We start from the raw sequence: 17,207 nt of genomic DNA, 5'->3' as shown, positions 1-17,207 counted from the left end.
GGTTGTTCATGCGAACCAGCAACGAGTGTGAAAGAGGCATATAGCCTTCCTCATCACTCGTTTTTTCTTTGATATATTTTAGCAGGCAACTCCTGGCAATGCTTCAAACGTGAATAATAGCTCAAAATGGACAGGGTGACAAGCCTTTAGCTCATGTTATATAAACTTTGTGTTTTGAGGAGTTGGTGGAGAATGATGCGAAAACATGACCAAACATGGAACCTTGATATTCCGATCGCTTCTTTTATTGAAACTTGCCGGGAATTTCCTGAAAAAGAGTTATTTACGTTTGAGAAAGAAGACCAGAGTCCTCAAATTCTTTCCGGAAATACGCTTCTACATCAAATACAGGCTTTGGGCAGTATCCTATTGAAAGAACTGGCTGAGCAGGAACGGGCACTTCTTGTATTTCCTCAGGGCCTGGAATATATCAGCAGCATGCTGGCATGTTTTTATACAAATATCGTGGCCATACCTACACCTATTACAGATTCGGAGCCGGATGAAAAAATCTTTGAGAAGATGATACCTATCTATAGGGATTCCCAAGCCGTATGTATTATAACTAATACGTACTTCAAAGCATTTCTCCAAACACGGAGGGAGTTTAATTCAATCCGTATCCTGAATATTGATGAAATCTTTCAAGAAGACACCGTTGACGTTGAGATAGAGATGAGAATGCCAGCGCCGCAGGATACCGCTCTTTTGATGTATACATCGGGTTCAACATCCTTGCCAAAAGGCGTAATCCTTAGTCACAGCTGCTTGATGAATCAGGCCAAGGCCGAGCAATGGAGAATTGACCGGAATAGTCGTGTTGTTTCCTGGACGCCACAATTTCATGCTTTTGGACTGCATAACAATATTTTAGTCCCACTTTTAAACGGGGCGTCGAGCATTATTCTCCCGCCAGAAAGCTTCGCTAAAAACCCGGAAAATTGGATTCATATGATTGACAAGTATCAGGCTACCCATACGGCAGCGCCAAATTTTGCGTTCGATTATTGCTGCTCCACACTGGACATAGCTTCAATTAAGCAATATTCACTTCGCCATCTCCAAGCGATTATATGTGCAGGTGAGCCCATCCGGAAGGAAACTTACGAGAACTTCATCCATAAATTCCGGGCATTAGGACTACGAGAGGATATATTTTGTCCCCTCCTTGGCTTATCGGAGCTGTGCCCTGTCGCCAGTATAAAACCAGGACAGTCGATGAGGTTCCTTAATTTGGATATCCCTAGCTTGGAGCAACGAAGAGTCCAATACACAGATGAAAAGAATAAATCGAAGTCTGTAGTGAGCTGTGGGGAGATCGAAGATCCGACGCAAATACGGATTGTTCATCCAGAAAGGCATACACAATGCTTACCGGAGGAAGTCGGCGAGATTTGGATTAAATCCGCACGGATGGCAGAGGGATATTTAAACAGGAAGGAAGAAACGAATAGCACTTTTGAGGTAGCCCTTTCTGATACAAAAGAAGGCGGCTTTTTTCGTTCCGGGGACCTTGGCTTCATTGCGGATAATCATATCTATGTCATCGGCAGAGAGAAGGAAGTCATCATTATTCGCGGCAAAAACCATCACCCCGTCGATATTGAATGGACCATCCAAAAGAATATGCCAGAATTGACCTTGCCTATCGCTGTATTTTCCTCTGAAATCAATGGTCAGGAAAAAGTAATCGTCGTACAGGAAATTGAAGCGCCCCTTCATGAGCAGGAATATAAACGTCTGGTCGAAAACATACTGAATGCCGTATCCAATACGCATCAACTTGAAATTTACGATATTTATTTTCTACTTAAGGGAAGTATACCCAAAACGGGAAGTGGGAAAATCCAGAGAAAGATCTGCCGCAATGCTTACATCAAACAAGAGCTTCAAGCACTTTATCAATATCGGAGTGCGTTTTCACTATCACATTCGAATATGGAAGAAACCGCCGCAGAAAACCATGACAGTAGCATAAATGCCGTTTCGTTGGCTCAGTCGAAGATTCAGGAGTATATAGTGCAATTTTTGTGTTGGGAACTGAATCTCAAGCACGAGGAAATGAATTTGAATACAAATCTTCATGGTTATGGCATCGATTCTATTCTTGTCATGAAGCTTATACGCGGCCTTGAGAAGTCCTATTCGATCAAGGTTAAAGCAAGAGAAATTTTAGAGAACCCGACGATTCAACTATTATCGGCATATTTAGCCCAAAAGGTGGAAGAAGATAAATCCACTGTACAGGTCAATACTGAGAAAAATTCGCTCAGTTTCCGAAGGAATCCGCTTTCTGAAGTTCAGAAAGGGTTGTGGCTATTACATAAAATGTCCCCTGAGATGAATGCTTACAATATACCAATATGCCTCCGGTTTAATACGAAGATTGAGATTGAGAGCATTAAACGGGCTTTTCACATCGTTTTAGAACAGTATCCTATTTTAAAAAGTGTGATTGAAGAGGAAAATGGGATACCTTATCAAAAGCTGCAGCCGACGCAGCCGCTTCATGTGCAAATGGAGGATATTTCAGCCTTGGAAGCAGATGAGATTATTCCATTTATTAGGGATAAAGCGAAGCAACCATTCATGCTGGAACAGGATCCTTTGATGCGTATTTATGTTATGTCCAGATCTGAACAGGAACATTTCATACTGGTTGTCATCCACCATATTATTTTTGATGGAAGTTCTTTCAGCATGTTTACACAAAGCTTTTTAGATGCCTATAAGAACGTGGTACAGGGAAAGACATCGACAGTGGTGCCACCCGCAGCGAGCTACGGCGATTTTGTTAAATGGGAGCAAACGATGTTAGCGAGTGCAGAAGGAGAGAAGTATCGTTCCTACTGGACACAACAGCTGTCAGGTGCTTTACCGACCCTGGAGCTGCCATATGACCGCTCTGGTTTTCCGGCTCAAAGCATGGAAGCACAAACATATTCCAAGCCGCTTCCGCTTAAATGGGTCAAACGGGTAAAGTCTTTTGCCCAAGCGCAATATACGAGCTTGTCCACAGTCTTGTTAGGCATGTATACGGTATTGCTTAACCAGTATTCGGGACAGGAAGATATCATTGTTGGAATGCCAGTTATGGTACGCCCGGAGCAGCGTTTTGATAAGTTAATCGGCTATTTTGTCAATATGCTTCCAATACGGAGTCAGATATCGGAAACAGAGACATTCCTGGATTTCATGAAAAAATTGCAGCTGACAGTAATCGATGGAATGGATCATGCCTCGTATCCTTTTCCGGCTCTGGTCCGAGAATTGAATGTGCCGCGGATGCAGATGAGCTCACCTATTTTCCAAGCAGCCTTTTCATATCAAAACTTCCTTTCAACTTCAAGCTTTCAGCAACTTTGCAAGCTATATAAAGATATCTTTTTTGTCGAATTGGTTGAAGAAATTCACCAGGAAGGCGAATACGAGTTGGTATTGGAACTGCAAGAGCAGGAAGAGGAAATGATATTAAATATCAAATATCGCTCCAATTTGTTCGATCATTCAACCATCATACAGATGGCAGAGCGTTATATAGAATTAGCGGAAGCACTTATGGAGAATCCCACTTGGCCCTTGGAGGAGCATTCGTTACTTTTACCAGAGGAAAAGGACATCATCCTTAATGACTGGAATGCTACCGGAACAAGTTATCCTGATAAGTGCTTCCCTGAATTATTCGCAAAACAGGCAAGAAAAACACCTGAAGCTATTGCAGTTGTATATGAAAAGGGATCGCTTACCTATGGGGAACTAAAAGAAAAGAGCACTTTGCTGGCCTTATATTTGCAGAAACATGGGGTAACTCCTGATACTCTTGTGGGGATTTGCATGGAACGTTCTTTAGATATGGTGATTGGGCTGTTAGGAATCCTGATGGCCGGTGGAGCCTACGTGCCGCTCGATCCGGAATATCCGGAAGACCGATTGGAGTATATGCTTCAGGATTCCAATGTTTCACTGGTTATTACGCAATCGGGGTTGTTGGAGAAAGTGTCACGCTTGGAAGGGAACAACGTTAGCTGTATTGTCCTTGATAAAGACTGGGATCATCTGAAAAGTGATGTGAAGGGTAGAAAGACAATCAAACGGGAAGTGCAACCTCACCATTTGGCATATGTGATATATACCTCTGGAAGTACAGGGAAACCCAAGGGGGTCATGATTCCACATAAAGCGTTGACCAACTTTCTTATTTCCATGGGAGAACAGCCCGGTTTAACAGAGCAGGACAAACTACTTGCAGTGACAACGTATTGCTTTGATATAGCGGGACTGGAATTATATCTGCCTTTGATTAAGGGGGCACAATGCTATATTTGCAGTTCCAAAAACATAAAGGATGCCGAAAGACTTAAGCGGGAAATTCAAAGAATAAAACCGACAATCATGCAAGCTACTCCTGTGACTTGGACCTTGCTCTTTCAAGCCGGCTGGAAGAACGAAGAGAACATGAAAGTTCTCTGCGGAGGGGAAGCCCTTTCGGAAACGTTAAAATCTTGTTTTGTTCATAACAGTTGTGACGCATGGAATATGTTCGGTCCGACTGAAACCACAATTTGGTCTACAATTCAAAAGATCGACGCAGATAAGCCTATTTCGATCGGTAAGCCTATCGCAAACACCCAGATTTACATTTTGGACAAACATCTTAGACCTGTGCCTGTCGGTCTTCCGGGAGAGCTTTTTATTTCGGGCAGCGGATTGGCCAGAGGCTATTGGAACCAGCCAGAGCTTACGGCTGAAAAGTTCATAGACAACCCATTCAATCTGGAAACCAAGCTCTACAGAACTGGAGATTTATGCAGGTGGCTTTCGGACGGCTCTATTGAGTATGTGGGACGGATGGATTATCAAGTGAAAATTCGCGGGTTTCGGATCGAGCTGAGTGAAGTTGAAGGTCAGGTCAGAACATATCCAGGAATCGATGATTGTGTTGTGATTGCCAAGGAACAGGGGGGGAATAAGCAGCTTGTTGCCTACTGTTTGCTGAACAATTCCGAGTCCGGTAAGCCTCCTCTCGATCCGAAGGAAGTGCGAAAATATTTAAAAACTTTCTTGCCCTATTATATGATACCAGCATTTTTTATAGAGCTAGATAAGCTGCCTTTGACCCCTAATGGGAAAATAGATCGAAAAGAATTAATGAATCGCAGGATCGAGTTAGCAACAACAAGAAAGATCCATTTACCACAATCGGATGTTGAACATCAGGTTCTAACGGTGTGGAAAAAACTTCTGAATGTTGATGATCTAAGTACAGATGATGCTTTTTTTGACGTAGGCGGGAATTCTTTTTCAGCAGCAGAGATGATCGGAAGGGTCAAAGAATTGTTGGAATGCGATATTTCGGTGACAGCATTGTTCAAGTATCCAACAGTTAAGGAACTCAGTGCCTACATTACAGAAACAAGAAGCGAGAATGTTGATTTTCAAACAGAACAGTCACATACACCGGAACAAACAGATACAGCTGAAAATACAGCCTTACCGAAAATGGATTCAGGCGAAGATGACCTCAAGCCACCCTACCCAGATTATTTTGAGGATAGTCTTGCAATTATAGGGATTTCATGCCATTTTCCGGGGGCCAAAAACCATGCCGAGTTTTGGAGCAATTTGAGGGCAGGGGTGGAGAGTGTCCGCTTCTTTTCCGAGGAAGAATTAGTTGGATTAGGGCTGGAAAAAGAAATCGTCGGGAATCGAGGCTATGTTCCCGGACGATGCACAATTGAAGGAAAAGAGTATTTCGACCCTGAGTTTTTCAGCTTATCACAGAAAAATGCAGAGTTTATGGATCCTCAAATGAAATTGCTGTTGCAACATTCATGGAAAGCCGTTGAGGATGCTGGCTATATTAGCAAAGAAATTCCTGAAACCAGTGTGTTTATGTCGGCAAGCAGCAGTTTCTATCAAGCATTTATCCCAAATTTGGCGTCGCAATCACCTAATGTCCTGAAGAACGCGGATGAATATGTAACCTGGATTTTAGCACAGGGTGGGACAATTCCTACCATGATCTCTCATAAATTGGGATTTAAAGGTCCGAGTCTGTTTGTGCACTCGAACTGCTCTTCCTCATTAGTCGGATTGCGTCTGGCGTCGCAAAGCCTGCTATCCGGTGAAGCCAAATACGCTTTAGTCGGAGCATCCACGATCTTTCCTTTCACCAGTTTAGGCTATGTGCATCAACCCGGCTTGAATTTTTCCAGTGACGGACATATTAAAGCCTTTGACGAGTCGGCAGATGGAATGATTGGCGGAGAAGGGGTTGGGGTTGTTCTACTGAAGAAAGCGCCAGATGCCATTAGAGACGGTGACCATATTTATGCGCTTTTACGGGGAGTAGGTGTGAACAACGATGGAACCGACAAATTAGGGTTTTATGCCCCAAGTGTCAAAGGTCAGGCTGAGGTTATTCAGAAGACGATAGAATCAACCCGAATTGATCCCGAATCTATCAGTTATATCGAGACGCATGGAACCGGAACAAAATTGGGCGATCCTGTTGAATTTTCCGCCTTAAATGAAACGTACAGGCAGTATACAACCAAAAAACAATTTTGCGGTATTGGATCGGTCAAAACCAATATCGGGCATCTGGATACTGCAGCAGGTTTGGCGGGGTGCATTAAAGTTGCTTTAAGCTTATACCATAATGAGATTCCTCCTTCACTTAATTACGAAAAACCAAACTCTGATATTAATTTGCCCGATTCACCTTTTTATGTTGTTGATAGTCTCCAAAAATGGGAGAATGCGTCGGCTCCTCATCGGGCGGCATTAAGCTCCTTTGGAATAGGCGGAACTAACGCTCATGCCATTTTTGAACAATTTGTAGTCAATGCTGAATCAGAACGATTTAAAGATAGTTCTGTGAACGAAGAAGCTGTCTATCTGATTCCATTATCTGCAAGGCATCATCATCGTCTTAAAGTGTATGCACAAGAGCTTTCAGATTTTTTGATAGCTTCTGAAGACATTAATTTGTCGGATGTATCCTTTACGCTTCAGACAGGACGAATGGTAATGAAAAACCGGGTAGCTTTTATTGTAAAGAATACGAGCGAGCTGGTACAAAAGCTCAAATCGTTCACGAATGAACAAGAACCTATCGAGAACTGTTGGAGGGGTGAAAACAATCAGTCAAAAGATTCAGTGCAATTATTTGAACAGGAAGAAGTTTTCAAGGAATTAATGAGCAAATGGATTGCAAATCGTGAAATGAACAAGCTGGCAGAGTTGTGGACCAAAGGCTTCTATATAGATTGGCGATTGCTATATTCCAATGTCATACCGAAAAGAATAAGTCTACCTACGTATCCTTTTGCTCAGGAGCGCTGTTGGGCTCCTGAGGTTGAGGCCGGAGCAGTAAGAACCGAAACAGCGGAAGCGCCTGCCGTTACGAGTAGCCGTACACTGCTATTTCAGCCTGCCTGGAAGGAGCAGGACGTACTGCTTGAAGCCGAAGCCCCTGCCTATGATTGGCGAATGGTCTTGCTTTGTGAGCCGGAAGAAGCTTTGCACGAGCGACTCGAAGCGAGCTTGATCGGAGCTGCGCAGGTGCTTGCCTTTCAATCCGGAAAAGGCCGGGTCGATGAGCGGTTCCAGGCCTATGCTGTTCAGGCCTTTGAGAGCATCCAAAGTATGCTCAAAGACAAGCCGAAGGGAAGAGTACTGGTCCAGATTGTGGTGCGGAACTCTGGGGAAGGGAGGCTCTTTTCGGGACTTTCGGGACTGTTGAAGACAGCCCGGCTGGAAAATCCAAAATTTATCGGGCAGCTGATCGAAGTGGATCAGGGAGAACAGGCGGAAGGCATCCTGGCGAAGCTGGAGGACAACAGTCGAAGCCCGATGGATGGCTGGATTCGCTATGAGGAAGGTCAACGGAAAACCGCTTGCTGGAGCAGGCTTGAAACATCTGGGCAAGAAGAGGGGCTTCCATGGAGAGATGGTGGGGTCTATCTGATCACTGGCGGCTCCGGCAGTCTGGGGCTGCTGGTTGCAGAAGAGATTTCCCGGCAGACGCAAGCAGCGACCTTCATTTTGACGGGGCGGTCGCCGCTGGACCGAGACAAGCAGACAAGGCTGCAGGAGCTGGAGGCTTCAGGGGCCAACGTGGTGTACAGGCAAGGCGATATCACCGATAGGAAGACGGTTATCGATTTACTGGACAGCATTCAGCAGGAATATGGACGTGTCCATGGGATCATCCACTGTGCAGGGATGATTCAAGATAACTTTATCATCAAAAAAACAAGGGAAGAATTTATAGAGGTGCTGGGACCGAAGGTGAGCGGACTAGCCCATCTGGATGAGGCGAGCAGCGGTCAGGACCTGGACTTCTTTGTGCTCTTTTCTTCCATATCAGGCAGCCTGGGAAATCCGGGACAGGCTGATTATGCGACTGCCAATGCCTTTATGGACGCATACGCCGAATACCGGAATGCCCTGGTAGGGGCCAAGCAACGGCGGGGGCAGACGTTATCCATCCGCTGGCCGCTGTGGAAAGAGGGCGGAATGCGGATCAATGCGGATTCGGAACAGATCATGACGAAAAACATGGGCATTACAGCCATGCAGACTCGGTCGGGAATGAGGGCGTTGTACCAAAGCTTGGCCTCCGGCAAGGAGCAGGTGATGGTCATGGAAGGGGAGCCCGAGAAGATCGAGACCTACCTGACGAAAGCCTTCTCACAGGCCGGCGTCCGTGCCATCCAGGCAGCTGTACCTAACCAGGCAAGCGTACCTATGCTGGATGCAGACTTGCTCTACGACAAAACCTTGCATTGTCTCAAGGTGCTGTTTGGAGAGGTGACCCGGCTGAGCGTCGGCAGCATTGAAACCCATGAACCGCTGGAAACCTATGGAATCGACTCGATCATGATTACCCAGCTCAATGCCAAGCTGGCGGGCTTCTTTGGAGAACTGTCCCAGACGCTGTTTTATGAGTACCAAACCTTGCGTGCTTTGACGGAATATTTTGTGGCGGAATACCCGCAGGAGTGTATGCAGTGGACCGGGATGAGCCGTGACATGCAGCTTGTAGAGGAAATACTTGCGGCACCGCTGTATGCCGAGGAAGAAGCCGTGCCGGCTGCGGCAAAGGCGGAAGCGAAGCCTGTCCGAAGCTTGGCCGGGTCTGCCCCTGCGGAAATGCGTGAACCAATAGCGATCATTGGGATGGCTGGAAAGTATCCCTGGTCCAGAGACATGAACGAATATTGGGAAAATCTAAAAGCAGGGAAGGACTGTGTCACCGAAATCCCGCGTGAGCGCTGGACGCTGGAAGGGTTCTTCCATCCTGATCCACAGGAAGCGGTGGTGAATGCAAAAAGCTACAGCAAATGGGGAAGCTTTATCGAAGGATTTGCGGATTTCGATCCGCTGTTTTTCAATATTTCGCCACGGGAAGCACTCGGTATGGACCCGCAGGAAAGGTTGTTCATTGAAGCCTGCTGGGAAGCACTGGAGGACGCGGGCTATACTCGGGAACAGCTTGCGGTGCGGCATAACCGCCGGGTAGGCGTATTTGCCGGAATTACTAAGACGGGCTACGAGCTCTATGGGCCGGAATTATGGAAGAAGGGAGCGCAAATATTTCCCCAAATATCCTTTAGTTCAGTAGCGAATAGGATTTCGTACCTCTTTAATTTGCAAGGGCCAAGCATGCCGATCGATACGATGTGTTCGTCCTCGTTGACCGCGATTCATGAAGCCTGTGAGCATCTGTACCGTGGAGAATGCGAAATGGCTATTGCAGGCGGAGTAAATCTGTATCTCCATCCGCTCAGCTATGTCGGACTTTGCGCCAACCACATGCTGTCAGCAGATGGGCAGTGCAAGAGCTTCGGCAAAGGAGGCAATGGATTTGTCCCTGGAGAAGGCGCGGGGGTCGTCCTATTAAAGCCGCTGTCCAAGGCGATCGCTGATGGGGACCTCATCCATGCAGTGATCCGGGGGACGAGCATCAACCATGGAGGCAAGACCAACGGCTATACGGTGCCGAACCCGACAGCCCAGGGGGAACTCATCCGGGCGGCACTGGAGCGAGCGGGGGTCCATGCGCGGACGGTCAGCTATATTGAAGCCCACGGAACAGGCACGGAGCTGGGAGACCCGATTGAAGTGACGGGTCTGTCCCAGGCATTCAGGAAGGATACGCCGGATACGGGATTCTGCGCCATAGGCTCTGTGAAGTCCAACATCGGACATCTGGAGGCGGCAGCGGGCATCGCAGGGGTTGGGAAAATCATCTTGCAGATGAAAAACCAGACGCTGGTTCCCAGCCTGCATGCCCAAGAATTGAATCCGAACATCCATTTCGGTCAGACGCCGTTCGTCGTCCAGCAGGAGCTGGGGGAATGGAAGCGGCCGGTGGTTGAGATCGATGGAGAGACGCGGGAATATCCGAGGATTGCTGGGATTTCATCGTTTGGAGCGGGAGGCTCCAATGCACATGTCATCATCGAAGAGTACATTGCAGAAGAGAAGGTGCCGATGAGCGTTACGGCTCAAAAGCCTGCAATCATCGTATTGTCAGCCAAAAATGAAGAACGACTGAAAAAGCAGGCCGAGAGATTGCTAGCTGTTATGCGGGAAGGACAGCTAAGCGAAAGCAGTCTGGCCGATGTGGCATACACGCTCCAGGTGGGACGCGAAGCCATGGAAGAGCGCCTGGCAGTGATTGCAGGGTCTATGCAGGAGCTGGTGGACAAGCTGGAAGGATTCCTGGAAGGACGGGACGGAATCCCTGAGTTGTACCGGGGCCAGGTCAAACGGAATAAGGAGGCGCTGACGGCGCTGGTAGAAGATGAAGACATGGACAAAACGATCGCTGCCTGGATAGGGAAAAGAAAATATTCGAAGGTTGTTGATCTCTGGGTCAAGGGACTGTCGATGGATTGGGACATGCTTTATGGGGATGCCAAGCCGCGGCGAATTAGCCTGCCTGCCTATCCTTTTGCGAGGGAGCGGTACTGGATCACGGATATTAAAACTAAATCGGCTTTCATTGAATCTGCAGATGCTGTAAAGCCAACAGATTCGTTCATTGCCCAAAAGACACTTGCCAAAACGGCAAATGTTTCGGAAATGAATAAGGAAGACATCGATGCTTCAAATCCCGAAGCTATTCCTTCGTATATCCAAAACATCCAGAGTCATATTTCTGCCAGTGTAAAAATAAAGAAGATGCCAGATCTTTCTTATCTAGCGGCTGCATACGAGACAATGTCCTCGACTACAGTCGACAGCAAAGCTTACTCGGAACAGGATGGAGCGACACGAGGGACTGAACGGGAATGGAGGCTTACAGATGAAGGAAATGAATGATATCTTATGCAGGCTGTTATGGAGCCATTTGCGCTTGATGGGATTATGTCCATATGCGCAAATGGAAAAGAAAGCTATGATCGCAGATTTTAAAACAAAAACCGCCTTACTGAGTTTATACGATCGTTGGCTTGAAGAAAGCATAGAGATTTTGGTACGGAATCAGTATTTGTACTGCAATGGAGAGTCATATAGTGTAGCGGGTAACGCTTCGGTCGATCTGCAGGCTGTATGGAAGGAGTGGGAATGGAAGAAAGGGGCATGGCTGAAAAATCCGGATCTCTCAGCCTGGGTATTTTTGGTAGAATCAACCTTGCGCAAGCTGCCGGAGATTTTAACCGGGAAAATACCAGCCACCGATATCATTTTTCCTAATTCCTCTATGAAACTGGTAGAAGGTATATATAAGAACAGTCCTGCAGCGGATTACTTTAATGAAGTGTTGGGAGATATCGTAGTTTCCTATCTGAATGAGAGGATTAAGCATAACCCGTCGGTACCGATTCGAATCATTGAAATTGGCGCAGGCACTGGAGGTACTAGCGCTTTGATCTTCCAGAAGCTCGAACCTTATCGGAAGCATATTCAAGAATATTGCTATACCGACAAATCCAGAGCATTTTTATTACATGCACAAAAAGAGTACGGTCCGCAAAACCCTTACCTGACTTATCAGATTTTTAATGTGGAAGAGTCGGCTCAGGGACAAGATATCGATACAGGTGGATATGATATTGTGATTGCCACCAATGTATTGCACGCCACCCGGAACATTCGCCAAACGTTACGCAATGTCAAAGCGGCGCTGCGAGAAAACGGTCTAATTCTTATAAATGAAATCAGCGGTAACTCTCTGTTAAACCACCTATCCTTTGGCCTTTTAGAGGGATGGTGGCTTTATAATGACCCGGAGCTGCGCATTCCAGGCTCTCCCGGGTTATATCCCGAAAGTTGGCGAAAGGTATTGGAAATGGAGGGTTTCCGATCCGTTTTCTTCCCTGCTCAGGAAGCGCATGATATAGGTCAACAAATTATTGTGGCGGAAAGCGATGGTCTGATTCTGAACAAACAGGAGCCTGAACACGACAAATCTCAAATGAAACAGCGTGACGAAGGAATTCGATCAGATATTGATGTAACAAGCGAGATGGCTGAAGAGTATGTCCAGGAGCTTATCGTAGGGAAGCTGGTAGAGGCTTTGAATGTGGACTTTACTATGATTGATATTCATGAGTCATTCGCAGATTATGGACTGGACTCCATTCTTGGCGTTAACTTTGTGCAGGCTGTCAATCAGGGGCTGGGGATTCATTTGCAAACCACCGACATCTTCGATTACAGTTCGGTAAAACAACTGACGCTATACATTTTAAGCCAATATGGAGATAAAGTTTCACAAGTCTTGGACCAGAGCGCTAATCCAATAGACAACATGGAAGATGCTAGTCGCGACATCCAAAAACTTAAAGACACGGATTATACGATTCATCCTGTTGAAACGGCAAGTATATCCTTTGAGCCGGAGAGACCCAATAAGAAGGATAAAGAGAAAGCTTTAACACCAAGGGAGCCCATTGCGATTATTGGAATGAGCGGGCGGTTTGCTGGATCAGATAATGTACATGAGCTTTGGAATCACCTTAAGAACGGTGACGATTTAGTGGAAGAGGTAACCCGGTGGGATCTTTCGAAATACCAGGAAAAACATGCAAGCTACTGCAATCACGGCAGTTTTTTGGGGGATATTGATAAGTTTGATCCGCTTTTTTTCAATATCTCGGGACTGGAAGCGACCTATATGGATCCGCAGCAGCGATTGTTTCTGGAGGAAGCGTGGCATGCTCTGGAGGATGCTGGCTATGCAGGTACAGGGATGGAGGGTCGCCGCTGTGGAGTGTATGTGGGCTGTGCCGAGGGAGATTACCAACAATTGCTGGGTGAAGACCTGCCTCCACAAGCGCTTTGGGGTCATCTGGGTTCCGTGATTCCGGCTAGAATTTCCTACTACTTGAATCTTCACGGACCAGCAATAGCTGTAGATACAGCTTGTTCCAGTTCGTTAGTTGCAGTTCATCTGGCTTGCCAAAGCTTATGGACTGGAGAAACGGATATGGCTTTAGCGGGTGGTGTCTATATTCATACGACCCCTCGCTGCTATTTATATGGTGACAGGGCAGGGATGCTGTCTCGATCGGGACGCTGCTATACCTTTGATGACAGGGCAGATGGAATGGTTCCGGGAGAGGCGCTTGGCGCGATTGTGCTCAAGCGTCTTCATGAAGCTGTTGCTGATGGAGACCACATCTATGGAGTGATTTCAGGCTCAGCGATCAACCAGGACGGTACCACGAATGGACTTACTGCGCCAAGCCAGAAATCTCAGGAGCGACTCGAGCAAAATGTATACGATACATTTCATATCCACCCAGAGCAAATCCAGATGGTGGAAGCACATGGAACTGGCACCAAATTGGGAGATCCCATTGAATATCAGGCACTGACTCGAACCTTTAGAAAGTATACCGACAAGAAGGAATATTGCGCCATAGGGTCCATCAAGACGAATATTGGCCATACGCAAATTGCGGCAGGAATTACGGGAATGATCAAACTGTTATTGTCATTAAAGAATAAGCAAATTCCTCCTACACTTCATTTCCGGTCGGGCAATTCAAATATTCAGTTTGCGGATAGTCCTTTTTATGTCAATACGTATCTGCAGGACTGGGAGGTTGAGCCTGGAGTCAGACGCTGTGCTGCGGTCAGCTCCTTTGGTGCCAGCGGTACGAATGCTCATATGGTTATAGAAGAGGCTCCACAGACGGAACGGAGACATTCCGAAAAGCCAGGTTATTTCATTCCACTGTCGGCACGGACTTCAAAACAATTGCGCCAGCAGGTAGAGCAACTGCTTGCTTATTGTGAACAGGAGCCTAAGGCGGATTGCGGTAATATGAGTTATACATTATTGCTTGGGAGAAAGCACTGTAATCATCGTCTTGCCTGTGTTGCCCGTAATCAAGGCGAGCTTGTCATGTCCCTTAAAAAGTGGCTGGAAAAAGGCAGTGTTTCTCAAGTTTATCATTCTGAACTGCACGAAAAAGATCAACGCATACAAACATCTTTGAAAAGATACGGGGATGAATGTATTTACAATTGTCAAAACGCAAGCGATACCCGCGAGTATTTGGAGCTTTTGACTACGATTGCAGATTTGTATGTTCAGGGATATTCGTTAGACTATGAATGTTTGTTTTCAAATGAACAGTACTCTAGGATTCCGTTGCCAACTTATCCTTTTGCAAAAGAGCAGTATTGGGCGCCTAGGAGTGAGGACAAAATTACAGGCGGCAGAGCGGCAGAGCGTGAACCAAAATTTACGGTCGCCAGAGCTGCGGAAGCGCCTGCCGTTACGAGTAGCCGTACACTGCTATTTGAACCTACATGGAAAAAGAAGAATGTACCGCTGGAAGCCGAAGTCCCTGCCTATGATCGGCGAATGGTCTTGCTTTGTGAGCCAGACGAAGCTTTGCACGAGCGACTCGAAGCGAGTTTGAACGGAGCTGCGCAGGTGCTTGCCTTTCAATCCGGGAAGAGCCGGGTTGATGAACGGTTCCAGGCCTATGCTATTCAGGCCTTTGAGAGCATTCAAAGCATACTCAAAGACAAGCCTGAGGGGAGGGTGCTGGTCCAAATTGTGGTGCGGAACGCCGGGGAAGGACGGCTCTTTTCGGGACTTTCGGGACTGTTGAAGACAGCCCGGCTGGAAAACCCGAAATTCATCGGGCAGCTGATCGAAGTGGATCAGGGAGAACAGGCGGAAGGCATCCTGGCGAAGCTGGAGGACAACAGCCGTAGCCCGATGAATAGCTGGATTCGCTATGAGAACGGACAACGGACAATCGCTTGCTGGAGCAGGCTTGAAACATCTGGGCAAGAAGAGGGGCTTCCATGGAGAGATGGTGGGGTCTATCTGATTACCGGCGGCTCCGGCAGTCTGGGGCTGCTGGTTGCAGAAGAGATTGCCCGGCAGACGCAAGCAGCGACCTGCATTTTGACGGGGCGGTCGCCGCTGGACCGAGACAAGCAGACGAGGCTACAGGAGCTGGAGTCTTCAGGAGCCAGCGTGGTGTACAGGCAAGCAGATATCACCCATAGAAACACCGTTATCGATTTATTGAACAGCATTCAGCAGGAATTTGGACGTGTTCATGGGATTATCCACTGTGCAGGGGTGATTCACGATAATTTCATCATTAAAAAAACTAGTGAAGAATTTATGGAGGTGCTGGGACCGAAGGTAAGCGGACTGGTCCATCTGGATGAGGCAAGCAGTGGCCAGAACCTGGACTTCTTTGTGCTCTTTTCTTCCATATCGGGTAGCCTGGGCAATCCGGGACAGGCTGACTATTCGACCGCCAATGCCTTTATGGATGCTTACGCCGAATACCGGAATGCCCTGGTAGGGGCCAAGCAACGGCGGGGACAGACGTTATCCATCCGTTGGCCACTATGGAAAGAGGGCGGAATGCGGATTGATGCGGACACGGAACAGATCATGACGCAAAACATGGGTATTACTGCCATGCAGACCTGGTCGGGAATGAGGGCGTTGTACCAAAGCTTGACCTCTGGCAAGAAGCAGGTGATGGTCATGGAAGGAGAACCTGAGAAAATTGAGGCCTACCTGGCAAAAGCTGTTTCACAGCCCGATGTCCATGCTATCCAGGCAGCTGTCCCTAGCCAGGCAACTGCACCTAAGCTGGATTCGAACTTGCTCTACGATAAAACCTTATATCGACTCAAGGTGCTATTGGGAGAGGTGACTCGGCTGAGCGTCAGCAGCATCGAAGCCCATGAGCCGCTGGAGAGGTATGGAATCGACTCGATCATGATTACCCAGCTCAATGCCAAGTTGGCGGGCTTCTTTGGAGAGCTGTCCCAGACGCTGTTTTATGAGTACCAGACCTTGCGCGCCTTGACGGAATATTTTGTAGCGGAATACCCGCAGGAGTGCATGCAGTGGACCGGGATGAACCATGACATACAGCCTGTGGAAGAAACACTTGCGGCACCGCTGTATGTCGAAGAAGAAGCCGTGCCATCTGCGGCAAAAGCGGCAGCGAAGCCCGTCCGAAGCTTGGCCGGGTCTGCCCCTGCGGAAATGCGTGAACCAATAGCGATCATTGGGATGGCTGGAAAGTATCCCTGGTCCAGGGACATGAACGAATATTGGGAAAATCTAAAAGCAGGGAAGGACTGTGTCACCGAAATCCCGCGTGAGCGTTGGACGATGGAAGGGTTCTTCCATCCTGATTCACAGGAAGCGGTGGCGAATGGAAAAAGCTACAGCAAGTGGGGGGGCTTTATCGAAGGATTTGCGGATTTCGATCCGCGCTTTTTCAATATTTCGCCACGGGAAGCACTCGGTATGGACCCGCAGGAAAGGTTGTTCATTGAAGCCTGCTGGGAAGCGCTGGAGGACGCGGGTTACACCCGGGAACAGCTTGCGTTGCGGCATAACCGCCGGGTAGGCGTATTTGCCGGAATTACCAAAACGGGTTTTGATCTATACGGACTGGATTTATGGAGAAAAGGAACACAAATATACCCTCACACATCCTTTAGTTCAGTGGCCAACAGGATTTCGTATCTCTTTAATTTGCAAGGGCCAAGCATGCCGATCGATACGATGTGTTCGTCCTCGTTGACCGCGATTCATGAAGCCTGTGAGCATCTGTACCGTGGAGAATGCGAAATGGCTATTGCAGGCGGAGTAAATCTGTATCTCCATCCGCTCAGCTATGTCGGACTTTGCGCCAACCACATGCTGTCAGCAGACGGGCAGTGCAAGAGCTTCGGCAAAGGAG

The 17,207-nt window shown here is 47.4% G+C and carries 2 protein-coding genes (1 of these 2 running past the window's edge); both read left to right on the top strand.

The genetic code is table 11. The features are described from left to right. Positions 1-192 precede the first annotated feature (192 nt). Positions 193-11,337 carry a hybrid non-ribosomal peptide synthetase/type I polyketide synthase gene (locus tag KAI36_RS16775; protein WP_220025473.1) on the top strand — a complete coding sequence of 3,715 codons (11,145 nt, stop codon included), beginning with the start codon at positions 193-195 and terminating at the stop codon, positions 11,335-11,337. Further along, positions 11,321-17,207, top strand: the 5' portion of a protein-coding gene (locus tag KAI36_RS16770) for an SDR family NAD(P)-dependent oxidoreductase (protein WP_220025472.1). It continues 13,817 nt past the right edge of the window; the window shows 5,887 of its 19,704 coding nt (coding positions 1-5,887); the start codon lies at positions 11,321-11,323; the stop codon falls past the right edge of the window. The genes KAI36_RS16775 and KAI36_RS16770 overlap by 17 nt, the downstream gene beginning before the upstream one ends.

The sequence above is a fragment of the Paenibacillus sp. S02 genome, from assembly GCF_019454065.1.
In the GTDB taxonomy this organism is placed as follows: Bacteria; Bacillota; Bacilli; order Paenibacillales; family Paenibacillaceae; genus Paenibacillus; species Paenibacillus polymyxa_B.
Note: the sequence above shows the minus strand (reverse complement) of the source record. Positions and strands in the feature narration are given on the sequence as shown.

Coding starts and splice junctions, on each gene's coding strand:
- KAI36_RS16775 (WP_220025473.1), top strand. CDS start 193: ATGATGCGAAAACATGACCAAACATGGAACCTTGATATTCCGATCGCT.